This is a genomic window from Halodurantibacterium daqingense, assembly GCF_042666235.1.
In the GTDB taxonomy this organism is placed as follows: domain Bacteria; phylum Pseudomonadota; class Alphaproteobacteria; order Rhodobacterales; family Rhodobacteraceae; genus Halodurantibacterium; species Halodurantibacterium daqingensis.
This window is the reverse complement of record NZ_JBHTFQ010000001.1, coordinates 204,441-226,078: the sequence shown is the minus strand read 5'-3', so window position 1 is coordinate 226,078 and position 21,638 is coordinate 204,441. Positions and strand designations below refer to the sequence as shown.

Genomic DNA, 21,638 nt, shown 5'->3' with positions numbered 1-21,638 from the left:
CGATGACGAAGATCGCGCTGATGGGTGCCGGGGGCAAGATGGGTGTCCGGCTGGCCACGAACCTGAAGGGCACGCGCTTCGATGTGGCACCGGTCGAACTGGCCGAGGAGGGGCGGGCACGGCTTCGGGCCGCGACCGGGCTCGAATGCGTTGAACCGGGGCAGGCGCTGTCACGGGCCAAGGTTGTCGTGCTCGCAGTGCCCGACCGTGCCATTGGTGCCGTCGCACATGAGATCGTCCCCCGACTTGATCCCGGCACGGCGGTGATCGTTCTGGACGCTGCCGCCCCCCATGCGGGCGAAATGCCGGCGCGTGCAGATGTCACCTATTTCGTGACCCATCCCTGTCACCCGCCGATCTTCAACGATGAAATCGGCACGGCGCGGCTGGACTTCTTCGGTGGCGTAGAGGCCAAGCAGCATATCGTCTGCGCACTGATGCAGGGGCCAGAGGAGCATTATTCCCTGTGCGAGGAGGTGGCCCGCACGATCTACGCGCCTGTCATGCGCGCGCATCGCTGCACGGTCGAGCAAATTGCCCTGCTTGAGCCGGCGCTGTCGGAAACGGTGGGCGCGACACTGGCGCTGGCGCTGCGCGAAGCGACGGATGAGGCCGTGCGCCGAGGTGTCCCGGAACAGGCCGCCCACGATTTCATGCTGGGACATCTGAATATCGAACTGGCCATCGCCTTCGGGATTTTCCCCGATGGCAAGTTTTCCGACGGGGCGCTGCATGCCATCGCCCGGGCCCGCCCGCAGATCTTTCGCGAGGGCTGGCTCGAACGTGTGTTTGCGCCCGAGGCGGTCCTGCAATCGGTGCGCGACATCTGCCATCCCGACGGCCAGGGCTGAGCCCCGGGATCACACATCGTCAGCCATATGGGAGGAAACCACATGAAACACACCATTCGCACCGCTGCAGCAGTTGCGGCGCTTTCGCTGGCGGGTGGGCTTGCTGCGCCCACCCAGGCAGCCACCATCTGCCTGGCGTTCCAGGATCTCGAGACCGAGTTCTGGGTTGCCGGTCACATGGCCATTACAACCACCCTGGCCGAGGCCGGCCATACGGTGCTTGAACGCAATGCAAATGAGGATGCGAACCGGCAGTTCGAACAGGTCAACGATTGCATCGCGCAGGGTGTGGACGGAGTCATCCTGATCCCGCAGGACGGTGAAAGCGCCACGACCATCGTGGCCACGGCGCAGGAAAACGACGTGCCTGTGGCTGTGTTCAACCGCCCGCCGTCGGACCTGTCGCGCGGCATCGTTGTTGTCGCCGACAACGCAACGATCGCCGAACAGGCCGTGGATCATATCGTCGAAAAGGCCTTGGCCTCTGCCCCCGATGACAAGACCCTGAACGCGATCATCGTTGTGGGCGATCTGGGTGATCCGAACGCGGTGGGCCGCCGCGACGGATTTCACGCCGCCATCAGAAAGCAGGCCGACCGTTTCAACGTGATCGAGGTGGCGTCAAACTGGGATGCTGCGACGGCGCTGGCCAACCTCGAGGCGGCAGTAACGGCCAATCCTCAGATCGATCTGCTGTTCACATCGTCGGACTTCCTGTTTCCGACCATCCGCTCGGTGCTGGAACCGCGCGGTCTGTGGAAACCCCGCGGCGAGGCGGGGCATGTCTGGATGGCCGGATTGGACGGCGACGCGACCGCATGCCAGCTTATCAAGGACGGACATGTCGATGCGACGGGTGTGCAGGATCTCTATTTCGAGGCCGAGGCGGCGCTTGAGGCGATCCTTGCGGCGATCGACGCCGGAGACACGGATCCGAACCAGGTGATCGAGGATCCGGGCTTTGCCTTGACTGCCGACAATCTGGCAGAGCGGGAGATGGACATGTGGGGCTGTGTGCTTCTGGCCGAGGGGTTTCTGGACAAATGAGCGCGCCTGACCCGGCCGGGGCATCCCCCCGGCCGGCCGCGATGCAGGGCGCGCGCCAGCGCCCGCAGGTCGCGGCCGGGGACGGCATGCCCCCCCAGCATTCCCGGCATGACGGCATGCCGGAGTCGAGACGCCTGTCCACGCGCCTGAGGGAGCGCGCCGGTGCCCTTCTCTTGTCAGACTTCTTCGTGCTTTACCTGTCTCTGGCCTATGTGTTGGTGCTGATCCCGTTCCTTCCCACACTTGCCACGCCGGCGAACCTGTCGAATGTGCTGTCCAACATGTGGCCGCTTCTGGTGGTGGCGATCGGGCAGACCTTCGTGCTGACCATCGCCGGGATCGACCTGAGCCAGGGCGCGGTCGCAGGATTGTGCAGCATCCTTGTTGCCATGCTGATCGCCACGTCGGCACCCGCGCAGGTTCTGGGGCACACACCCGTTTGGGGCCTGGTGCTGACCGAAGCCGGTGGCCCCCTTGGCGCCGCGCCCTTCGGAACCTGGATGGCCATCGCGATCGTCCTTGCCGTTGCCGCGCTGATCGGGTTTGCGAACGGCGTTGCAGTGGCGGTACTGAGAATGCCCGCCTTCATGGTGACTCTCGTCGGCCTGATCGCCCTTGGTGCCTTCGCGATCTGGCTGACCCAGTCGAACAATATCCGCGGCCTGCCCTCGGACTTCATCGCCCTTGGCAAGGGAACGCTGGTGTCGCTTTATTTCGGCGATCAGTATGCGCCGCAGCTGCCACGGCGAGAAGTTCACGCCTTCATCACCTGGCCAATGATCGTCGCGCTCCTGGTCGCGCTCTGCGCCCATGTCGCGCTCAGCCATACCGTGTTCGGGCGCCGGATCTTCGCGATCGGCCTGAACCGGCGCACAGCCGAAATATCGGGCGTTCCCGTCGTGCGCGTCATCATTGCTGTCTTTGCGATCTCGGCGATCTGCGCAGCCATCGGGGGCCTGCTTTACACTGCGCGGCTCGAGACGGGGCGGCCGACGCTGGGCGGTGGCAACTTCCTGCTGGATGTCATTGGCGCCACGGTGATCGGCGGCACAAGCCTTTTCGGCGGCAAGGCCAAGATCCTCTGGACGGTCTGGGGGGTGCTGTTCTTCGTCTTGCTGGGCAACACGCTGAACCTCATGAACCTGTCCGCCTTCCACATCGACATGGTGAAGGGCGGGGTGATCCTGGCCGCGGCTTTCCTTGACGTGGCACGGCAACGGCTGAGGAGGGGACGAACATGACCGAGGCACTGCTGCAACTTGACTCCATCACCAAGGAATGGTTCGGCGTGCCGGCCGTGCGAGATCTGACGCTGACGGTGCCGCGCGGACAGGTTTTGGGCCTGATCGGCGAGAACGGCGCCGGCAAATCGACGCTGATGAACATGATCGGAGGGGTGGTTCCCCCGTCTCGGGGAACGATGCACCTGAAAGGCGCGCCCTATGCGCCAGCGGGGCCCATTGATGCGACCCGCGCCGGCATTGCCTTCATTCATCAGGAACTCAACCTGTTCACAAACCTGTCCATCCTCGACAATATCTTCATCACGGGGTTTCCGCGTCGCTTCGGTCTGACCGATCGGCGAACTGCATCACGGGAGACGAAGGCACTTCTGGACCGGCTGGAGATACGCCACGCACCCGAAACGCTGGTGGAGGAGCTTGCGCCCGGCGAACGGCAGTTGATCGAGATTGCGAAGGCGCTGCATCGGTCGGCTGATCTCATCATCTTTGACGAACCGACCACATCGCTGACCCCCCGCGAAACCGCACGCCTCTTCGAAGTCATCGCGCAGCTGCGCAACGAGGGGCGCACGGTGATCTACATTTCGCATATCCTTTCGGACGTGCGCATGCTTTGTGATCGGATCGCCGTCCTGCGTGATGGCCAGCTGGTGGATGAAGGGGCGGCCACGGACTTCGGTATCAGCCGGATGATCCGCTCGATGATCGGACGTGATCTGGCCAGCCTCTTTCCGCCGCGATCTGCCCCGCCCGGCGAGGACGTGCTTGTCGTCGCGCAGGGTATCTCGCAGCCCGGGGTGGTGGAGGATATCACCTTCTCGATCCGCGCCGGAGAAATGCTCGGGCTATTCGGGCTGATGGGCTCGGGGCGCAGCGAAGTGGCGCGGATCTTTTTCGGGCTTGATCCCGCCGCCGAAGGCACCCTGACAGTGGCCGGGCGCGTCGCGCGCGGCGGGCCGGTGGCGCGAATCGCCGATGGCATTGCCTTCGTCACCGAAAACCGCCGGGAAGAAGGGTTGTTGATGGAGGCGCCGGTGGCCGAAAACATCAGCCTTGCGACCTTGGGTCGCCTGGGGCGGGGACCGTTCGGCTTCCTCGACCGCGAGACCGAGCGCGCCACTGCGGAGCGCGCGCGTGCCGACCTGTCGATCCGGGTGTCGGACCTGGAACGGTTGCCGGTGCGGGCGCTGTCGGGTGGCAATCAGCAGAAAGTGGTGATTGCAAAATGGCTCGCTGCGGCACCGCGGCTTTTCATCCTGGACGAGCCGACGCGGGGTGTCGATGTCGGCGCGAAATATGAGATTTACGCGCTGGCTGACCGGCTGGCAGCGGCCGGCAATGCGGTTCTGTTCATCTCATCGGAACTGGAAGAGCTTACAGGCATGTGCGACCGTATTCTTGTGATGAACCGCGGCGAGATCACCGCAGACTTTCTCCGTGCGGGCCAGACCGCGGCGTTTGACCGCGAAGCGCTGCTGGCCGCAGCCTTCCGCGAGGTGGTGGCATGACCGGGCGCGTATTTCCCGCCTTCGCGGCGCAGCCGACAGGCCTGCCATCGGGCCTCTCGCCGGCAGACCGTGCGCTTGATCTCGCACTCCGGCGCGCGACGGTGATCATCTTCGCCGCGGTGCTGCTGTACTTCGGCCTTCAGGCGCCGGCATTTCTGGGCCAGGAGAACCTGGGCAACATCGTCAAGCAATCGGCCTTCATCGGGATCGCGGCAATCGGGATCACCTTTGTCCTTCTGACCGCGGGTATCGATCTGTCGGTTGGGTCGGTGATGTACCTTGCGCCACTGATCGCGGGCTTCGTGATGCGCGACACCGGCGTCGGCGTTGCGGGGGGCATGGCGGCCGCAGTTGCGGCGGGGGCCGTTCTTGGCGGGATCAATGCCATTTTCATCGTCGGACTATCGATCATTCCCTTCATTGTCACGCTGGCGACGCTCTTCGCTTTTCGCGGCTTCGGAGCCTTTCTGACCAGTTCGCGGCAGTTCGATTTTCCGCCCGCGATCCGTGACTTCGGCCTGGCGGCGATCGGGGGAATTCCGGTGCCGGTGATCGCCTTTGGTCTTGTGGCCCTGGCCGCGCATCTGGTGCTGACGCGAACCACCTTCGGCCGCCAGGTCTATGCCGTTGGCAATGATCCTGCCGGTGCCGTCAAGGCGGGGATACCGGTGGCCCGGATCCGTGGGGTTGCCTATGTGATCTCGGGTGCCGCGGCGGGGCTTGCGGGCTTCGTCCTGATCGCCCAGATCGGGCGGCTCGATGCAGGCTTTGGCCAGGGGCGGGAGTTCGATGTCATCGCTGCGGCAGTTCTTGGCGGGGCAAGCCTGTTTGGCGGGGTCGGAACGGCCCTTGGCGCGGTGGTAGGGGCCACGCTGATGCAGACAGTGAACACCGGGCTCGCCTTCACGGGGGTGAATCTCTACCTGCAACCCTTGCTTCAGGGCGGGATCATCTTTCTGGCGGTGCTGGTGGATTCGCTGCGCCAGGCCCGGCAGGCGATGCGCCGCCGTCGCACGATCCGGCCCCTTCAGGTGCTTTCGCGCGATGGCTCAACTTGAACTGGCCGGCGTCGTTCTTTATCACGCGTGCGACCAGCGCCCGGCGGCGCAGATGGCCGTCAGGCGGCCTTGCGATGCCGCCACGCACCCTTCAGGGGCAGGAATGATGAGCCAGACCGCAGCCGAGCCGATCCAGCGCCGCAAGCTTTACCAGGAGGTGATGGACCGCCTTCTTGACATGATGCGGGACGAGGGGCTGGCCGTCGGAGACCAACTGCCCTCGGAACGCGACCTGATGGAGCGCTATGGCGTCGGGCGTCCGGCGGTGCGTGAGGCGCTTCAGAACATGGCCCAGCTTGGCCTGATCAGCATCGCCCATGGCGAACGCGCCCGCGTCGCGAAACCCAGCTTTGCAAACCTCTACGAATCGATCGCGCTCACGACCAGCGGCATCCTGCGCAATTCTCCCGAAAGCCTGCGGGATCTGAAAGAGGCGCGATTGCTGTTCGAGGTGCAGATGGTGCGGCTGGCAGCGCAACGCGCCACGCCTGAAGACGTCGCCCGGCTGCGGAGACGGCTGGAGGACCATCACGCCTCGCTTGCCGATCTTGGTCAGTTTTTCCGCCATGACATGCTGTTTCACCGCGAAATCGCCGTGATTACCGGCAACTCGATCTTCCCGGATCTGAGCCAGGCGGTGATTGGCTGGCTGGGCGAGTTCTATTCGCAGCTTGTCCGGCTTCCGGGCACCGAACAGCTGACGCTGAGCGAGCACGGGCAAATTCTTGAAGCAATTGCCGCAGCGGATGCCGATGCGGCCGAACGCGCGATGCGAGACCACATCCTGCGCGCGAACAAGCTGTATGCGCAGCATCAGGGCCAGGGAGCGGCGACCGCAGGCTGAGGGCCAGCCCCTCCAGCTTCCGGGGGGAACCCGGCGGTTACAATACCAGCGGTCAGCCGCCCCCATCGCGGATGCGTCCGAAATAATCCGCCCCCCCCATCTGACCACCCTTCAGCGCCAGTTCCAGACCGTCGAAGGCGGGTTCTTCGCTCCAGCCGCGGAGGATCGCCGCGCCGGGGATGGTCGGCGCCAGCGCCGTCAAGGCGTAGATCCCAAGCTGACGCGTCGCATGCCCCGAAGTATCGCCGCCCGAGATCACCGCGCGGCGCAGCCCCGTGTCCTGTACCACGCGCGCAAGAATCCGGCCTAGCGCAGCCCCGATCCGGGTATTGGCAACCTCTGCGTCGATACCCGCCCGTGCGCGGGCCTCGGCAAGGCGCGCGACTGCCGGATCGTTGGGGCCACGCGCCGTGTGGACAAGCGGGTCTCGCCCCTCTGACAGCGCCGCGCGACAGGCCGCCATTGCCGCCGCCTCGGCCGCGCGTGAACGTTCGTCGTCGCCAACAAGATCCCCGGCTTCAAGCGCGAGGCCCTGAAACCCTTGTGCAAGCGCCCAGTCAATCTGCGCCGCAGTCACTGAAGAAACCGAACCCGACACCGCGATCATGCCCCGCGCTCGTCCGATCCCCGGCGGGTGTGGGGCGGGTGCAAGAAGCCCGGACCTGCGCCAATGTTCAACCAACGCATATTCCACGCCCTGCGACCCGACGCAGAACGCACCCGGACCGCGTCTGTCCCACAGAAGCTCCCCGCACAGGGCAAGGTCATCGTCGGTCAGGGTGTCAAGGCAGATGATGCGATTCCCCGCGGCCCCAAGCTCTGCCAGCCGCGTCCTTGTCCGCTGTGGATCCTGCATCGTCTCCAGGTCGATCAATCCGATGGGCAACGTTGTCTGGCACGCAAGATGACGAGCGACCTCAGCTTCATCCATCGGGGTAACCGGGTGGCAGGCCATTACAGGATGGCGGTCCAGCCGAAATACGCCGCCCGGCGCGGCCGCGAAAAGCTGCCCGAAGCACTGATAGCGACGGATGGCGGGGGCGGCCAGAAGTACCGGGACCGCAGGTGCGGCAAAGACGGACAGCGCCAGTTCCACCGCCCGCCCGATCGAGCCGATATGCGGAGCCGAATCGAGGGTCGAGCAGACCTTGTAATGCACGAGGGGCGCCCCGGTGCGGGAAAGCCCTTCAAAAAGGCGCGGCAGATGCGCCTCCATCCACTCGGGTCCGTGCGACCGAGCGGTTCCGGCCACGATCAGCGCGCGCAGCTTCGGAAATCGCGCCAGTTGCTGTGGTGTTGGCAGGTCAAGGAACAGCGCCGCGTGAAGCCCGGCGAAGGCCATGACCTCCATCACCGCAGCCGAGCCGGTGAAGTCATCGCCATAAGCGGCAAGCAGCAGGCCGTCGGGCAAGGTCACGAGGTAATTCCCCGCGCCTGCGCCAGCGCCCGGGCAAGCGGAGGATGTGATCTGGCCCAGTCGTCAAGGTCAGCGCCGGCCATGGCAGCCGCCCATGCGGCGCGCAGACTTTCCACACCCGCTGCCGGCCCGTCGGGGTGCCCCAGGATGCCACCGCCGGCAGCATAAATGAGATCGGCCGAGCCGAGTTGTCGGAAGGTCTCGGGTGGTTGCAGCACCGTCTGAGCCGAGGAGAAAACCGGCATCGCGATACAGGGATTATCGGACCACAACGGCGTCAGCTGTGCCCGGGCCGACCGGATCACGCTGTCATCTTCCTCGCAGAACTTGTTGGCCAGCCCGTTGACATGCATGTGATCAGCCCCTGCCAGCCGCCAGATCTTTGACCACGCGGTATAGGACCACCCCAACGCGGGATGACGCGACAGGTAACCCCAGCCATTGCGATGCGCATGGATGGGAAGTTCGGCGTGACGCGAAAGGGCCAGAAATCCGGACACGCCGACCGAGTTCAGGTTGACCATGACACAGGTGCCGCCCAGATCGCGGATCAGATCGTGGCGCCGGCGCATCTCGTCCACCTCCCCGGTAAGATTGAAGGCGAACATGACCTTCTTGCCCGTCTTGTCAGAATGATCGTTGATCACCCGCATCACGGCGCGCGCGCGGTCCTCGAAGGGGCAGGCCGGCCCGTCAGATTGCAGTTCGTCATCCTTGATGAAGTCGATCCCCGCACCCGCGAGCGTCGCCACGAGATCCGCTGTCGCGGCGGGTGAGAGTCCGACGCTGGGCTTGACGATGGTTCCGATCAGCGGCCCCGCACCTACGCCGGCAAGGCGCCGCGTCCCTTCGATGCCAAATCGTGGCCCCGGCCCCGCGGCAGCGAAGGCGGGTGGCAGGCGAATATCGGTCAGGCGCAACCCGGAAAAGGCGTGAAGCTCGAAAAGGTTGCCCGCCACGGTGGACATGAGGTTGGGGAGCGACGGGCCGATCGTGTCCAGTGGCCAGGACAGTGTCACCCGGGCGCGCCGCCAGCCCTGCCCACAATCCCCGGCTGCACCCGGAAGCGAGGGGGCCGGACGGGCCTCGAGCTCTTCCAGCGATTCGACGCGCGCAGCGGCCCGCAATTTGAGCGCATCCGTTTCGCCGGCAAGCCGCAGGAAGGTTCCCGAGGATTGTTCGCCCGCCATGGTTTCGGCGGCGCGTCGAGGATCCAGCGCCGTCTCGATCAGATAATCCGCCTCGAATCGTTGGTTCATGCTGCCCTCGGTGTCATTGGCATACTCATTATACCAACCGAGGATGCCGCTCAAGCCCCCGCCGGTGCTGACAGGAGCGGTCACACCCGCAGCCGTGCAGGGCTTACGGGCTTGACGATGATGCCCGGGGGCCGCACTCGAGAGAGAACATCACCCCTCGGCGGATGACCGTCCGATGATCCGCGCTGATCGTGATCCGACTGACGAAGAGGTCATCCTGCGACGACAGGGCCAGGCGCGAGGCGTGCAAGCCCCGGATCGGTGGTGCGCGCCGGTTTGATCGATGACAGCCCCAATGGCCCTTCTTGTGGCCGAAACGGTGATAAAGCACGCCGCGCATCAGGCCGATCTTCGCCGTCACGCTATCCATTGAGGTGCCAGAAACCCCTTTTCGGCAAAGGCCGCGGGGGCCGATGCGAGCAGCTTGCGCCGCGTCTCGATCATCATTTCGGCGCGTGTTCGTCTTGCCGTTCCGCCTCCGGATACCGCAAAGCCCTGTGACATACGGATCGTATGTCACCTGCCAGCGTGCTTCAGGTTCGACGCCCGGCGGAAGCCGGTCCATCAAGCGGCGTCCGAATGATCCACTTCGCAAAGGCATTTCCCATGGCAGCGCTCAAAGCGATCTTTCTCGCCAATTCTGCCCGTCATACTTTATGAAGCGGACGGATACCGACCTGCCGTGCGTTCCGTCGACCAGCTCATGTGTCGGGAGAGGTCGAAAGCCGCGGGGTTGGCTCGCCCGAGGGCGCCTGCTCCGGTCGGACAAACGTGCGGCCCAGAACCTCAGCGCCGTGTGCGGCCGTCTGCAGCTCCGACGGCCGACGTGACGACCTTCCACACCGACCCGGACGCGCAGATCCCGGTGCTCATGCTGGTGACGGAGCACCTTTTCCCAGGCCACCCGTTCCCGTCGTGAATGCCAAGGAGGGCTGTCGTGGCAGACCCCCAAATGACAATGATTACATGGCCGCGCCTTCAAATCCGAAGTTTCAAACAAAACACAGGAACTAGATCCCCTTGCGACGTTGGGATTGCCTCTTCTGTCAGAAAGGTTCGCTCTTGCCGCCCGCACCGCGCTTGCCGACGCCCGAAGTGGCCGTTCGTGCCTCTGCAGACAGCTTCCAGAACCTTGCCCTCAGCAGACATCCGTTCGCGAAAACCATCTACGGATTGAAGCTCAACCGGCCCCGGGGCATGCGCTGACATACCGGACACTCCGCCAATTCATGCGCCAGCGATCAGGTTGCTTAAATGCAGTGGCTGGGAGCGGAGTTTGCGCCCAAAGGCAATCGCGGGCCAGAAAATGCGGTGCGATCTGGCGCTAGCGCAGGAGATCTGGTCGGAGTGAGAGGATTCGAACCTCCGACCCCCTGCTCCCGAAGCAGGTGCGCTACCAGGCTGCGCTACACTCCGACCGATGAGGCGGAACTACAGAAGGCCGCGGGGATTTGCAAGCCTCATTCCGGCGTCCTGCGCCGCGGCAAGGGCATGAACCGCGGCTGCGTTCCCGTATCGGGCCGCCCGTGCGACTTGAGCACCGGCTGATTGCCCGCCGAGGCGGCATTATCCTCGCGGAACAGTATGTAAAGCCCGCTGCCGATGATGATCGCGGCACCGACCGCCGTCACCAGATCGGGGGATTCGTCAAAGAACAGATAACCGAACAGCGCCGCCCAAAGAATCTGCGAATACTGCATCGGCGCGACGACAACTGCCACGCCCGTCCGATAGGCGATGATCATGCAGAGCATGGCCAGAAACGACAGCAGAGCGATGACGCCGACGGCCACGAAGTCCACAAGCGGCATCGGCTGATAGGTGAAGGGCAAGATTGCACCCATGATCACGAAGTTTGCCAGCATCGGAAACAGCAGAAGAACGACGCTTCTTTCGGCATTGCCGATCTTGCGCACGATGATCCCGTTCAGCGCGCCCCCGACTGCCGCCGCGAGCGCGGAAAGGTGGCCAAGGCCGAGGTCGGTCTGTCCGGGCCGCAAAACCACGATCACGCCGATCAGCCCCACAACGACAGCCAGCCCGCGCCGCAGCCGCACGGTCTCGCCGAGGATCGGGATCGACAGCAGGGTGATCAGCAGCGGCGTTGCAAACAGGATCGCGTAGGTCTGGGCCAGCGGCAGCGCCGAAAAGGCATGAAAGGCCGAGACGGCCGTGACGACGATCGCCAGAGTCCGCAATGCGGTCCAGCCGGGATGGCGCGGGCGCAGATTGCCTTCCGACCGGTCGCCGATCAGCATCATGGTCACGAAGGGAAAGCCCAGAAGCACGCTGAGAAACACGATCTGGACCGGGGAATACTGCGCACCAAGGTATTTCACGATCACGTCGTGGGTTGCGTAGATCGCAAAAGACAAAAGCGCCATGAGCGCCGCGCGGATATTGTTGTTGGCCATGGCATCCCTCAGGTCCTGCGGCGATCAAATTAGAGCCTTTGCAGGCCGGCTCAATCCTTGGCTGAGTCCTTTGCTCTCAAAAGCTTGCCAGAAGGGCGGCGCTCTGAAATCGTCCGCCCCATGACAAGCGACATCCTTACCCTGCTGGGCGGCATCGGCCTGTTCCTGTTCGGAATGCAGACGCTGACCGAAGCGCTCAAGCAAAGCACCGGCCAGAAAAGCCGCGCCCTGCTGGCCCGTTTCACCCGGACGCCGCTTGCGGGCGTGGCGACCGGCGCCATCGCCACATCGGTCGTCCAGTCCTCTAGCGCGACAACCGTCATGACGATCGGCTTCGTCGGCGCTGGGCTGATCACCTTCCCGCAGGCGCTTGGCGTTCTCTATGGCGCCCATATCGGCACGACGATGACAGGCTGGGTGGTGGTGGTGATCGGCTTCAAGCTCAAGCTGGGGCAGATCGCGCTGCCGGTCCTGTTCCTGGCCAGCCTGATCGCGGTGCTGGGCCGGGGAACCGCCGCGCGCAGTGGCAGGATCCTTGCGGGGCTTGCACTGGTCTTCATCGGGCTCGATTTCATGCAGCAGGGCATGGCCGAGTTCGAGGATGCGCTCAGCCCGGCAGACTTCCCATCAGAACACGGGATGGGCCGTTTCTGGCTGGTGCTGATCGGCATCGCGATCACGTTGGTTACCCAAAGCTCCAGCGCCGGTGTTGCGACGGCGCTTGTGCTGCTGGGGGCAGGGACAGTTTCGTTCGGCCAGGCGGCCACGATGGTCGTGGGCATGCATGTGGGAACGACAGTGACGGCGCTTCTTGCCTCGGCGGGGGGGACGGCGGCGATGCGGCAGACGGCCGTGGCCAACATCATCTACATGATCGGCACCGGCGCACTCGCGCTGCTGATCCTGCCTTTCGTCGGGCCGTTGCTGCGTGACGGGCTGTTCCGCGGCGATGCGATGCTGGCGCTGATCGGCTTTCACACCACCTTCAACCTGATCGGCACGGCCGTCTTTCTGCCTTTCACCCATCGCTTCGCGCGGGCCGTCGAGCGCCTCGTGCCGGGACCGGGCGGAAATGCCGCGGACGTGTTGCACCCCCAGCTTCTGAGCGATCCCGCTGCCGCGCTGGATGCCGCTGCCGGTTTTGCCGCCGAGGTGGCGCGCAACCTCTTCGCGGCACTTGCCGCGTCGCTGGGTCCGCAACCCTCTTTCGCGCGCCTGCCAGCGGCCCGTGAAGAGGCCGAGGCCGCGCTGCTGGCACTTCATGCCTTCGTGACGAGAATCGAGGTTCCGCAGGGCCAGGAGGCGTTGTTGCTGCGCTACGCGGCCCTCCTGCACCAGATCGACCATCTGCAACGGCTCACCCATCGAGCGTGGCAGGAAAACCGCATCCAGACCGCCACCCGCCTGCCCTATCTGACGCGCTATGCCCGGGTTCTGGCGGCGCTGATGCTTCGCAGCGCTGAGCCCGGCACGGATGCCCGGCTTCTTCGGCTGGAAGCGCGGCTGTCACGGCGCGAGGAACGCCTGCGCAGCCGCGCTCTGGCGCCCGAACAGGTCCTTAACCGCCCCTTGGCCGAAGTGTTCGCCGCGACCGATGCGATCAGATGGTTGCGGCGCTGCACCACCCATTCGGAGCGGATCCTGCATCATGGTGCTGCAGCCCTGCCCGTTGCAGCAAGGCCGCCAGCGCCTGCTGCCCCGCCCGGCAGATCAGGCGGGGCGTAAAGCGTGCTTACAGGCTTGCCTCAAGGGCACCCAGAATGGCATCGCCCATTTCGGTGGTGCTGACCGGGCTGCCCCCCTCGGCCTGCATGAGGTCGGCGGTGCGCACGCCCTCGGCAAGAACCTTCTGCACGGCGGCTTCCAGACGGTCGGCTTCGGCGCCCAGATCAAAGCTGTAGCGGAGCGCCATGGCGAAGCTGAGGATGCAGGCGATCGGGTTCGCCTTGCCCTGGCCTGCGATATCGGGGGCCGATCCGTGCACGGGCTCATAAAGCGCCTTGGGCCGGCCGTTGGCCATCGGGGCGCCAAGGCTCGCCGAGGGCAGCATCCCCAGGCTCCCGGTCAGCATCGCGGCGAGATCGGACAGCAGGTCGCCGAACAGGTTGTCGGTCACGATCACGTCGAACTGCTTGGGCCAGCGGGTCAGCTGCATGGCACCGGCATCCGCATACATGTGGCTCAGGTCCACATCCGGATATTCCTCGTCCCGGACCTTCTGCACCACTTCGCGCCACAGGATGCCGGATTCCATCACATTGGCCTTCTCCATCGAGCAGACCTTGTTGCCGCGCCGGCGGGCCAGCTCAAAGGCAGACCGGGCGACGCGCGCGATCTCGGATTCGGTATAGCGCTGGGTGTTGATGCCGACCCGTTCGTTGCCCTCGGTGAAGATCCCGCGCGGCTCGCCGAAATAGACACCCGAGGTCAGTTCGCGCACGATCATGATATCAAGGCCCGCGACCACGTCCTTCTTCAGGGACGAGAAGTCGGCCAAGGCGTCGAAGCACTGCGCGGGGCGGAGGTTGGCGTAAAGGTCCATCTCCTTGCGCAGACGCAGAAGGCCGCGTTCCGGCTTCACGCTGAAATCGAGCACATCGTATTTCGGGCCACCGACCGCACCCAGCAGAACGGCATCGACCTCCTGTGCCTTGGTCATCGTGTCGTCGTGAAGGGGGGTTCCGTGCACGTCATAGGCCGCGCCGCCGACAAGATCCTCGCTCACGTCAAAGACGATGCCCCGGCGGGTCCCGAACCAGTCGATGATCCGGCGCACCTCGGCCATGACTTCGGGGCCGATCCCGTCACCGGGCAGGATTAGGAGAGAGGGGTTGCTCATCATTTGCGTCCTTGCAATGGGGGTGCCTTGGCGTAACGCCTTGGCCCCAATGGGTCAAGGCGCGGGCAGACGCAGATCCACCCAGACAAGGGCATGGGCCGAGGCCAGAGCCTCCCGTTCGGGCCCCAGCGCATCCTCGGGCCAGAGCAGACCCGCCCCCTCTGCTGGCCAGGAGGGCAGCACATAATCGACGCGCATCGGCCCGAGCCGTTCCCAGCGCACGCTGTCGCTGCCGGGAAGGGGATCGTGCAACTGCGGATGCGCCAGCAGGGCACGAATTGCCTGCCCCATGCCGTCGCCCCGCTCGGGATCAAGGTTCGCCCCGCCCAGCAGCACGAACGGAGGCTCAGGCGGAGCCAATGGCAGCTCGCCATCCAGAAGCGCACGCCAGAACGAAACCTCGTCATGGTTGCGGCGCAGATTGCGGTCATGCGGGCCGCCAAAGACCGGCGGACCGGCGTGGAACGCCAGCAGGCCAAGCCGCCCCGTTGGCGCCAGAACCGCCACCTCCCAGGCCGCGACCGAGGCGAGGCGCTGTTCCTCGAACACGGCGGCGGATGGAAAGGGCGCGCCATCGACCTGTGGCAGCAGCGCCCCCGGAAGATCGCGCCAGAGAAATCCGGAGAAATCCCGCACCTCGCCCAGCGGATGGCGCGAGAGGATCGCCATGCCGCCCGCGCCCGCGAAGCGTCCATATCCCTGGGCATCATCGGCCGTTCCCAGCCTGCCGTCACCATCAAGATCCAGGCCCGTCGCCCAGCCTGTGTTGGGCCGGGCCGCGAAGCGATGCGGATATTCCAGCCCCGCAGCGCCCAGGGATTCCGCGAAGGCATCAAGCGCGGCGCCACCGAAATCGTAGTCGAACTTGTTCAGAAGCAGGATGTCAGGCCGCGCCGCCACGATCATCGCCACAGCGGCCTGCACCTGATCCTCGCCCTTCAGGATATCCTGCAGCAGAAGGCCCGGACCACGCCGCGTCAGGGCGGCATTGTAGGTGGCTACGCGCAGAGGATCGGCCAGAGCGGGACCGACCAGAAGCCACAGCATCAGACCCGTGACAAAGACGCTTCGCATCACCCCCTCCGGTTTTCGGCAGGGTGCTGCAGCAAGGTTAACAGATGCTTAAGACATGCTGCGGGGCCACCGTGCCGGGCGGCCCCGCAGATCCGGTGCGCCTCAGACCCAGGGACGAAGTGTTCCGGCCTTCGCCTCGAAGCTGTCGATCGCAGCGGCTTTTTCAAGCGTCAGGCCGATATCATCCAGCCCGTTCAGCAGGCAGTGCTTCTTGAAGGCGTCCACTTCGAACGGGAAGGATTGGCCGTCGCTGGTGGTGACCACCTGCGCTTCAAGATCGACGGTCATCCGGGCATTGGCACCCTTCTTCGCGTCCTCCATCAGCACATCCACCTGATCCTGCGGCAGCACGATCGGCAGAATGCCGTTCTTGAAGCAGTTGTTGAAGAAGATGTCGGCAAAGCTCGGCGCGATCACGCAGCGGATGCCGAAATCCAGAAGCGCCCAGGGCGCATGTTCGCGGCTCGACCCGCAGCCGAAATTCTCGCCGGCCACAAGGATTTCTGCGTTCCGGTAGGCGGGCTGGTTCAGGACGAAATCAGGGATCTCGTTGCCCTCCTGGTCAAAGCGCATCTCGTCAAAAAGATTCGCGCCAAGACCGGTGCGCTTGATCGTCTTCAGGAACTGCTTGGGGATGATCATGTCGGTATCGACATTGACCAGCGGCATCGGCGCGGCAACGCCGGTAAGGGTGGTGAACTTGTCCATGATCCGCTCCTTACACCGTCTCGGCCATGATGTCGCGTATGTCGGTCAGATGGCCGGTGATCGCCGCGGCTGCGGCCATGACCGGGCTCATCAGATGGGTGCGTCCGCCACGCCCCATGCGCCCCTCGAAGTTCCGGTTCGAGGTGGCAGCACAGCGCTCACCCGGTGCAAGCTGGTCGGGGTTCATGCCCAGGCACATCGAACAGCCGGCAAGGCGCCATTCGAACCCGGCCTCCTTGAAGATATCGGCCAGCCCCTCTTCCTCGGCCTGCAGGCGCACAAGGCCCGACCCCGGCACAACCATGCCCCGGACCCCAGGAGCGAGCTTCTTGCCCTTCAGGACTTCGGCAGCAGCACGCAGATCCTCGATCCGGCCGTTGGTGCAGGACCCGATGAAGACCGCATCGACCTTGATGTCGGTCAGCTTCATGCCCGGGGTCAGACCCATGTAGTCGAGGCTGCGGCGCGCGGCCTCGACCTTGCCCCCGGCAAAGGATTCGGGCGCGGGAACCACATCGGTGATCGGCAGCACGTCCTCGGGGCTGGTGCCCCAGGTCACGACCGGCGCGATATCCTCGCCGCGGATGGTCACCACCTTGTCGAACTGCGCGCCTTCATCGGTGAAAAGCGTCTTCCAGTAGGCAAGCGCCGCCTCCCAGGCCGCGCCTTTCGGCGCATGCGGGCGGCCCTTGACGTATTCGAAGGTCTTTTCGTCGGGCGCGATCAGACCAGCGCGGGCGCCGCCTTCGATCGCCATGTTGCAGACGGTCATGCGGCCTTCCATCGACAGGTCGCGGATCGCCTCGCCGCAATATTCGATGACATAGCCGGTGCCGCCTGCGGTGCCGGTCTTGCCGATGACGGCAAGGGTGATGTCCTTGGCCGTGACGCCGGGCAGAAGCTTGCCCGTGATCTCGACCTTCATGTTCTTCGACTTCTTCTGGATCAGCGTCTGGGTGGCCAGAACATGTTCCACCTCGGAGGTGCCGATGCCATGCGCCAGCGCCCCGAAGGCGCCGTGGGTCGCAGTGTGGCTGTCACCGCAGACGACGGTCATGCCCGGCAGCGTCCAGCCCTGTTCCGGGCCGACGATATGCACGATGCCCTGGCGGATGTCGGACACCGGATAATAGTTGATGCCAAAGTCGCGGGCATTCCTGTCCAGCGCATCGACCTGGATACGGCTTTCCTCGTTATCGATGCCTTTTTCACGGTCCCAGGTGGTGGGCACGTTGTGGTCGGGCACGGCGATGGTCTTTTCCGGGGCACGGACCTTGCGGCCGGCCATGCGCAGACCTTCGAAGGCCTGCGGGCTGGTCACTTCGTGCACCAGATGGCGGTCGATATACAGCAGGCAGGTGCCGTCTTCGGAACGGTCGACAACATGGTCGTCCCAGATCTTGTCGTAAAGCGTGCGCGGAGCAGTCATGGCTCTCTCTCGTCTATGAGGTTTGGCTCTGAGAACAGGGCGTGCCGGAATGCGGCACGGGTCGCGGCATCAGCCGCGCGTAAGTCGCGCGAGAATGGAGAGCGACTCGCCATAAAAGCGCCAGGGCAGGCGCGCACGGTCATCCATGTCGAAGAAACGTGTCATGCAGGCTTTCTACGCCCGAATCCTGCCTCTGGCAATATGCCCTGCGGCGTGCCGATGCCCTTGCAAAAGCCACGGGCGGGATCATTGAGATTTTAACCTCCCGATGCTACATTGAAGCCATGCCTGCGCCGCGGCCAGTCGGCGCGCAACCCAGGAGGACAATGTCCTGTCTTACATGCAGAACGCGGCCAGCAGCACGGCCGCACCCGAGGCGCAGATGACTGCGCCATCCGATGTCTCCGGAGACGAACTTCTGCGGCACATTCTTGCCTCGCTTGACGACGACAAGGCCGAGGACGTCGTGACGATCAGCCTGCGCGGCCGTTCGGAAATGGCCGATCACATGGTGATCTGCTCGGGCCGGTCGTCGCGCCAGGTCGCAGCCATCGCCGAAAAGCTTGTGGACCGGCTGAAGCAGGATCTTGGCCGTACCAGCCGGATCGAGGGCAAGGAAACCGGCGATTGGGTGCTGATCGACACGGGTGACGTCATCGTCCATGTGTTCCGCCCCGAAGTGCGCGAATTCTACCAGCTTGAGAAGATGTGGATGCCGACGCAGGCAGCCCGTTCCTGAGGCCGGATGCGCATACATATCTGCGCGGTCGGGCGCCTTCGCAGCGGCCCTGAACGCGCGCTTGTCGATGATTATCTCACACGCTTTGATCGAAGCGGGCGCCCCCTGTCGCTTGGGCCCGTGCAGATGCACGAGGTCGAGGACAGGAAGGGCGGCGGCATGGCGGCCGAAGCGGCCCTTCTGGCCCGCGCACTGCCCGAGGGGGCGCTTGTCTGCACCCTGGACGAACGCGGTCGCAACCTGACCTCGCCCGAATTCGCGCAGATGCTGGCCGATTGGCGCGATCAGGGGCGGATGGACGCTGCCTTCGTGATCGGCGGCGCGGACGGGATCGCGCCTGCCTTGCGGGCGCAGGCGGATGCGAGCCTGTCGCTCGGACGCATGGTCTGGCCGCATATGCTGGTGCGGGTCATGCTGGCCGAACAGCTTTACCGCGCCGCCTCGATCCTTGCGGGGGCGCCCTACCACCGCGCGTGATGTTGCCCTTCCCGAACAGGCCCCTTAGAACGGGGCCACAGCATCGGAACGCCCGGAGGCCATGATGACCCACCCCAAACCTGTCGTGCTCTGCATCCTTGACGGCTGGGGGATCGGCCGGAACCCGGAGGTCAGCGCCCCGGCCCAGGCCCGGACTCCGACCTTTGACCACATCATGGCCACCTGCCCCCATGCGCAACTGATCACCCACGGCCCGGACGTGGGACTGCCCAGTGGCCAGATGGGGAATTCCGAAGTCGGCCATACCAACATCGGGGCCGGCCGCGTTGTCGCGATGGATCTCGGACAGATCGATCTTGCGGTCGAGGACGGCAGCTTTGCCCGGAACGAGGCGCTTCTGGCCTTCATCGCAGCGCTTCGGCAAAGCGGCGGCACCGCGCATCTGATGGGCGTGGTGTCCGACGGCGGCGTGCACGGACATATGACGCATCTTCTTGCCGCCGCGCGGGCAATCACCGCGGCCGGCGTGCCGGTGGCGATCCATGCGATCACCGACGGGCGCGATGTCGCCCCCGTTTCCGCGGGCGATTTCGTCGCGCAGTTCGCGCCGTCGCTTCCTGCTGGCGCTGTGATCGCCACAGTGACGGGGCGCTACTATGCCATGGACCGCGACAATCGCTGGGAACGTGTGGGGGCTGCCTATGCCGCCATGATCCGCGGTCAGGCACCCCATCACGCCGCCGATGCGCAAGCGGCCGTTCAGGCCGCCTATGCCCGCGGCGAAAGCGACGAGTTCATTCTGCCCACGCTGATCGGCAATTATACCGGCGCTGCCGATGGGGACGGCTTCTTCTGCCTGAATTTCCGGGCCGATCGCGCGCGCGAGATCCTGTCGGCAATCGGCGCACCGGGGTTCTCCGCGTTCGAAACCGGCCCCCGCCCCCGTTGGGCCGCCCTTCTGGGGATGGTGGAATATTCCGAGGCGCACAACGGCTTCATGACCACCGCGTTTCCCAAACGGGTGCTGGTCAACACGCTTGGCGAATGGGTCGCGTCGCACGGGCTGCGCCAGTTCCGCATTGCCGAGACCGAGAAATACCCGCATGTGACGTTCTTCCTCAACGGTGGCCGCGAGGCGCCCGAAGCGGGCGAGGACCGGTTCATGCCGCTCAGCCCCAAGGTGGCCACCTACGACCTTCAACCCGAGATGTCGGCCGGCGAGGTGACCGAGCGTCTGGTGGCTGCGATCGGCGCGGGCTACGATCTGATCGTGGTGAATTATGCCAACCCCGACATGGTGGGGCACACCGGCTCGCTTCCGGCCGCAATTGCCGCCTGCGAGGCTGTGGACCGTGGGCTTGCGCGCGTTCTTCCTGCGCTTGCGGCTGCCGGGGGCGCGATGATCCTGACCGCCGACCACGGCAACTGCGAACTGATGATCGACCCCGAAACCGGCGGGCCGCATACGGCCCATACCACCAATCCGGTTCCCGTCGCGCTGATCGGCGGGCCGGAAGGTGCGCAGCTTCGCGACGGGCGCCTTGCCGATATTGCGCCTACGCTTCTGCAGCTCATGGGATTGCCGAAGCCCGATGAAATGACCGGCGAAAGCCTGATTTGCTGATGCGCAACCTGATCCTTGCCACGGCGACCCTGCTTGCCCTTGCAGGCCCGGCGCGCGCAGAGGGCGACGCCGGAGAAGCCGCGCGCCTGGCTGCGCGCAACCTGAGCGAGGCGACTGCCGCCCTGCGCGAAGCCTCTGCCGCGCGCGACCGGGTGACGGCGCTGACCCGCACGATCCAGGCCTATGAGGACGGGCTGGTTGCCCTGCGCGAAGGGCTGCGCCGCGCCGCGATCCGCGAAGAGGCCATCCGCCGCCAGTGGGATGCGCGGCGCGACCAGGTGGCGCGCCTTGTCGGCGTGATGACGGCGATGGAAAACGCAGCGGGGCCGATGCTGCTTCTGCATCCCACCGGCCCCGTCGGCACGGCCCGGTCGGGGATGATCCTGAGCGAAGTGACGCCCGCCCTGCACGCCGAGGCCGAGATCCTGCGCCGCGACCTGACTGAAATCGCGACCCTTCGCCAGCTTCAGCAGAATGCGGCGCAGACGCTTGAAGAGGGGTTGCAGGCCGCGCAAGAGGCACGCGCCCAGCTGTCGCAGGCCATTGCCGAACGCCGCGACCTGCCGCAGAAATTTGCGGAACGCCCGGACGAATTGCGCAGCATCGTGGAAACCATCGACACGCTCGACAGCTTTGCCGACCTTCTGTCCGACACGCAGATCGGACCCGACGAGGTGGCGCAGGACTTCAGCGACCGACAAGGGGGGCTGCGTCTGCCGGTGCAGGGCACGATCCTGCGGCAGTTCAACGAAGCGGATGCCGCCGGCGTGCGCCGCCCGGGCCTGTTGCTGGCGACGCGCGCCAATGCTCTTGTCACCGCGCCCGCGCCCGCCACCATCCGCTACATGGGGCCGCTGCTCGACTACGGAAATGTGATGATCCTTGAGCCGGAAGGCGGTTATCTCATGGTGCTCGCGGGGATGGAGGTGCTTTATGGTGCGGTGGGGCAAGTCATCCCGGAAGGCAGCCCGCTTGGCCTCATGCCCGGGGGCGCGGCAGGGGCCGAGGAATTCGCAGCCGAGTTTCTGGCGCTGGCGCGCGACGGGGCCGGAGGCGGCCAGACCGAGACGCTTTACCTGGAAATCCGGCGGTTGAACCGGCCTACCGACCCGGCCGAATGGTTCGCACAGACAGAGGAATAGGAC

At 65.1% G+C, this 21,638-nt stretch carries 19 protein-coding genes and 1 tRNA gene; 11 read left to right on the top strand and 9 right to left on the bottom strand.

What is annotated here, in order from left to right:
- Positions 1 to 2 precede the first annotated feature (2 nt).
- The 6 genes from ACFQXB_RS01110 (at position 3) to nanR (ending at position 6,552) form a co-directional block, all read left to right on the top strand.
- A complete protein-coding gene (locus ACFQXB_RS01110) occupies positions 3 to 851 on the top strand; it encodes a phosphogluconate dehydrogenase C-terminal domain-containing protein (RefSeq protein WP_377397816.1) in 849 nt (282 codons plus the stop codon).
- Between the two features lie 42 nt (positions 852 to 893).
- Positions 894 to 1,898 (top strand): sugar ABC transporter substrate-binding protein, encoded by a 1,005-nt coding sequence (locus tag ACFQXB_RS01105; protein WP_377397813.1) that lies wholly within the window; start codon positions 894 to 896, stop codon positions 1,896 to 1,898.
- A gap of 116 nt (positions 1,899 to 2,014) precedes the next feature.
- Entirely contained in the window at positions 2,015 to 3,139 is a 1,125-nt protein-coding gene (locus tag ACFQXB_RS01100) for an ABC transporter permease (RefSeq protein WP_377397810.1), read from the top strand.
- Entirely contained in the window at positions 3,136 to 4,650 is a 1,515-nt protein-coding gene (locus ACFQXB_RS01095; RefSeq protein WP_377397807.1) for a sugar ABC transporter ATP-binding protein, read from the top strand. Before ACFQXB_RS01100 ends, ACFQXB_RS01095 begins: the two co-directional genes overlap by 4 nt.
- Positions 4,647 to 5,708 carry an ABC transporter permease gene (locus tag ACFQXB_RS01090; RefSeq protein ID WP_377397803.1) on the top strand — a complete coding sequence of 354 codons (1,062 nt, stop codon included), beginning with the start codon at positions 4,647 to 4,649 and terminating at the stop codon, positions 5,706 to 5,708. The genes ACFQXB_RS01095 and ACFQXB_RS01090 overlap by 4 nt, the downstream gene beginning before the upstream one ends.
- Before the next feature lie 106 nt (positions 5,709 to 5,814).
- A complete protein-coding gene (gene nanR, locus ACFQXB_RS01085) occupies positions 5,815 to 6,552 on the top strand; it encodes a transcriptional regulator NanR (protein WP_377397800.1) in 738 nt (245 codons plus the stop codon).
- Between the two features lie 52 nt (positions 6,553 to 6,604).
- Here nanR and ACFQXB_RS01080 read toward each other — a convergent pair whose 3' ends face one another.
- The 5 genes from ACFQXB_RS01080 to ACFQXB_RS01060 all read right to left on the bottom strand — a co-directional run bounded on the left by ACFQXB_RS01080 (position 6,605) and on the right by ACFQXB_RS01060 (position 11,642).
- On the bottom strand, positions 6,605 to 7,969 hold the full coding sequence (locus tag ACFQXB_RS01080) for a four-carbon acid sugar kinase family protein (RefSeq protein WP_377397797.1): 1,365 nt from the start codon (positions 7,967 to 7,969) through the stop codon (positions 6,605 to 6,607).
- On the bottom strand, positions 7,966 to 9,228 hold the full coding sequence (locus ACFQXB_RS01075) for a ribulose-bisphosphate carboxylase large subunit family protein (protein ID WP_377397794.1): 1,263 nt from the start codon (positions 9,226 to 9,228) through the stop codon (positions 7,966 to 7,968). Before ACFQXB_RS01075 ends, ACFQXB_RS01080 begins: the two co-directional genes overlap by 4 nt.
- Before the next feature lie 103 nt (positions 9,229 to 9,331).
- On the bottom strand, positions 9,332 to 9,793 hold the full coding sequence (locus ACFQXB_RS01070) for a hypothetical protein (RefSeq protein ID WP_377397791.1): 462 nt from the start codon (positions 9,791 to 9,793) through the stop codon (positions 9,332 to 9,334).
- A 774-nt stretch (positions 9,794 to 10,567) separates the two neighbouring features.
- Positions 10,568 to 10,644: transfer RNA gene (locus tag ACFQXB_RS01065), tRNA-Pro, on the bottom strand.
- Between the two features lie 44 nt (positions 10,645 to 10,688).
- A complete protein-coding gene (locus ACFQXB_RS01060; protein ID WP_377397788.1) occupies positions 10,689 to 11,642 on the bottom strand; it encodes a DMT family transporter in 954 nt (317 codons plus the stop codon).
- Positions 11,643 to 11,762: 120 nt separating this feature from the next.
- Between ACFQXB_RS01060 and ACFQXB_RS01055 the strand changes: the two genes are divergently transcribed.
- On the top strand, positions 11,763 to 13,367 hold the full coding sequence (locus tag ACFQXB_RS01055; RefSeq protein ID WP_377397785.1) for a Na/Pi cotransporter family protein: 1,605 nt from the start codon (positions 11,763 to 11,765) through the stop codon (positions 13,365 to 13,367).
- Positions 13,368 to 13,374: 7 nt separating this feature from the next.
- Here ACFQXB_RS01055 and leuB read toward each other — a convergent pair whose 3' ends face one another.
- From leuB to leuC, 4 genes are all read right to left on the bottom strand, one after another.
- Complete coding sequence (gene leuB / locus ACFQXB_RS01050) at positions 13,375 to 14,481, bottom strand: 3-isopropylmalate dehydrogenase (RefSeq protein ID WP_377397782.1); 1,107 nt, start codon at positions 14,479 to 14,481, stop codon at positions 13,375 to 13,377.
- A 54-nt stretch (positions 14,482 to 14,535) separates the two neighbouring features.
- Positions 14,536 to 15,555, bottom strand: coding sequence for an endonuclease/exonuclease/phosphatase family protein (locus ACFQXB_RS01045; protein WP_377397779.1), 1,020 nt, complete (start codon positions 15,553 to 15,555; stop codon positions 14,536 to 14,538).
- A gap of 102 nt (positions 15,556 to 15,657) precedes the next feature.
- Positions 15,658 to 16,263 (bottom strand): 3-isopropylmalate dehydratase small subunit, encoded by a 606-nt coding sequence (leuD, locus tag ACFQXB_RS01040; RefSeq protein ID WP_377397776.1) that lies wholly within the window; start codon positions 16,261 to 16,263, stop codon positions 15,658 to 15,660.
- A 10-nt stretch (positions 16,264 to 16,273) separates the two neighbouring features.
- Positions 16,274 to 17,692, bottom strand: coding sequence for a 3-isopropylmalate dehydratase large subunit (leuC, locus tag ACFQXB_RS01035; RefSeq protein ID WP_377397773.1), 1,419 nt, complete (start codon positions 17,690 to 17,692; stop codon positions 16,274 to 16,276).
- A 382-nt stretch (positions 17,693 to 18,074) separates the two neighbouring features.
- On the opposite strand from leuC, the gene rsfS reads away from it, so the two are divergent.
- From rsfS to ACFQXB_RS01015, 4 genes are all read left to right on the top strand, one after another.
- Complete coding sequence (rsfS, locus tag ACFQXB_RS01030) at positions 18,075 to 18,431, top strand: ribosome silencing factor (RefSeq protein WP_377397770.1); 357 nt, start codon at positions 18,075 to 18,077, stop codon at positions 18,429 to 18,431.
- A 6-nt stretch (positions 18,432 to 18,437) separates the two neighbouring features.
- Positions 18,438 to 18,908 (top strand): 23S rRNA (pseudouridine(1915)-N(3))-methyltransferase RlmH, encoded by a 471-nt coding sequence (gene rlmH, locus ACFQXB_RS01025; protein WP_377397767.1) that lies wholly within the window; start codon positions 18,438 to 18,440, stop codon positions 18,906 to 18,908.
- Positions 18,909 to 18,972: 64 nt separating this feature from the next.
- Positions 18,973 to 20,493, top strand: a complete 1,521-nt coding sequence (gene gpmI, locus ACFQXB_RS01020; protein WP_377397764.1) for a 2,3-bisphosphoglycerate-independent phosphoglycerate mutase — start codon at positions 18,973 to 18,975, stop codon at positions 20,491 to 20,493.
- A complete protein-coding gene (locus ACFQXB_RS01015; protein ID WP_377399120.1) occupies positions 20,490 to 21,635 on the top strand; it encodes a murein hydrolase activator EnvC family protein in 1,146 nt (381 codons plus the stop codon). The genes gpmI and ACFQXB_RS01015 overlap by 4 nt, the downstream gene beginning before the upstream one ends.
- Positions 21,636 to 21,638 lie beyond the last annotated feature (3 nt).

Excerpts from the sequence above, each read along its gene's own strand:
- ACFQXB_RS01110 (WP_377397816.1), top strand. The coding sequence starts at position 3 with ATGACGAAGATCGCGCTGATGGGTGCCGGGGGCAAGATGGGTGTCCGG.
- ACFQXB_RS01105 (WP_377397813.1), top strand. The coding sequence starts at position 894 with ATGAAACACACCATTCGCACCGCTGCAGCAGTTGCGGCGCTTTCGCTG.
- ACFQXB_RS01100 (WP_377397810.1), top strand. The coding sequence starts at position 2,015 with ATGCCGGAGTCGAGACGCCTGTCCACGCGCCTGAGGGAGCGCGCCGGT.
- ACFQXB_RS01095 (WP_377397807.1), top strand. The coding sequence starts at position 3,136 with ATGACCGAGGCACTGCTGCAACTTGACTCCATCACCAAGGAATGGTTC.
- ACFQXB_RS01090 (WP_377397803.1), top strand. The coding sequence starts at position 4,647 with ATGACCGGGCGCGTATTTCCCGCCTTCGCGGCGCAGCCGACAGGCCTG.
- nanR (WP_377397800.1), top strand. The coding sequence starts at position 5,815 with ATGAGCCAGACCGCAGCCGAGCCGATCCAGCGCCGCAAGCTTTACCAG.
- ACFQXB_RS01075 (WP_377397794.1), bottom strand. The coding sequence starts at position 9,228 with ATGAACCAACGATTCGAGGCGGATTATCTGATCGAGACGGCGCTGGAT.
- ACFQXB_RS01070 (WP_377397791.1), bottom strand. The coding sequence starts at position 9,793 with ATGGACCGGCTTCCGCCGGGCGTCGAACCTGAAGCACGCTGGCAGGTG.
- ACFQXB_RS01060 (WP_377397788.1), bottom strand. The coding sequence starts at position 11,642 with ATGGCCAACAACAATATCCGCGCGGCGCTCATGGCGCTTTTGTCTTTT.
- ACFQXB_RS01055 (WP_377397785.1), top strand. The coding sequence starts at position 11,763 with ATGACAAGCGACATCCTTACCCTGCTGGGCGGCATCGGCCTGTTCCTG.
- leuB (WP_377397782.1), bottom strand. The coding sequence starts at position 14,481 with ATGAGCAACCCCTCTCTCCTAATCCTGCCCGGTGACGGGATCGGCCCC.
- ACFQXB_RS01045 (WP_377397779.1), bottom strand. The coding sequence starts at position 15,555 with ATGCGAAGCGTCTTTGTCACGGGTCTGATGCTGTGGCTTCTGGTCGGT.
- leuD (WP_377397776.1), bottom strand. The coding sequence starts at position 16,263 with ATGGACAAGTTCACCACCCTTACCGGCGTTGCCGCGCCGATGCCGCTG.
- leuC (WP_377397773.1), bottom strand. The coding sequence starts at position 17,692 with ATGACTGCTCCGCGCACGCTTTACGACAAGATCTGGGACGACCATGTT.
- rsfS (WP_377397770.1), top strand. The coding sequence starts at position 18,075 with ATGACTGCGCCATCCGATGTCTCCGGAGACGAACTTCTGCGGCACATT.
- rlmH (WP_377397767.1), top strand. The coding sequence starts at position 18,438 with ATGCGCATACATATCTGCGCGGTCGGGCGCCTTCGCAGCGGCCCTGAA.
- gpmI (WP_377397764.1), top strand. The coding sequence starts at position 18,973 with ATGACCCACCCCAAACCTGTCGTGCTCTGCATCCTTGACGGCTGGGGG.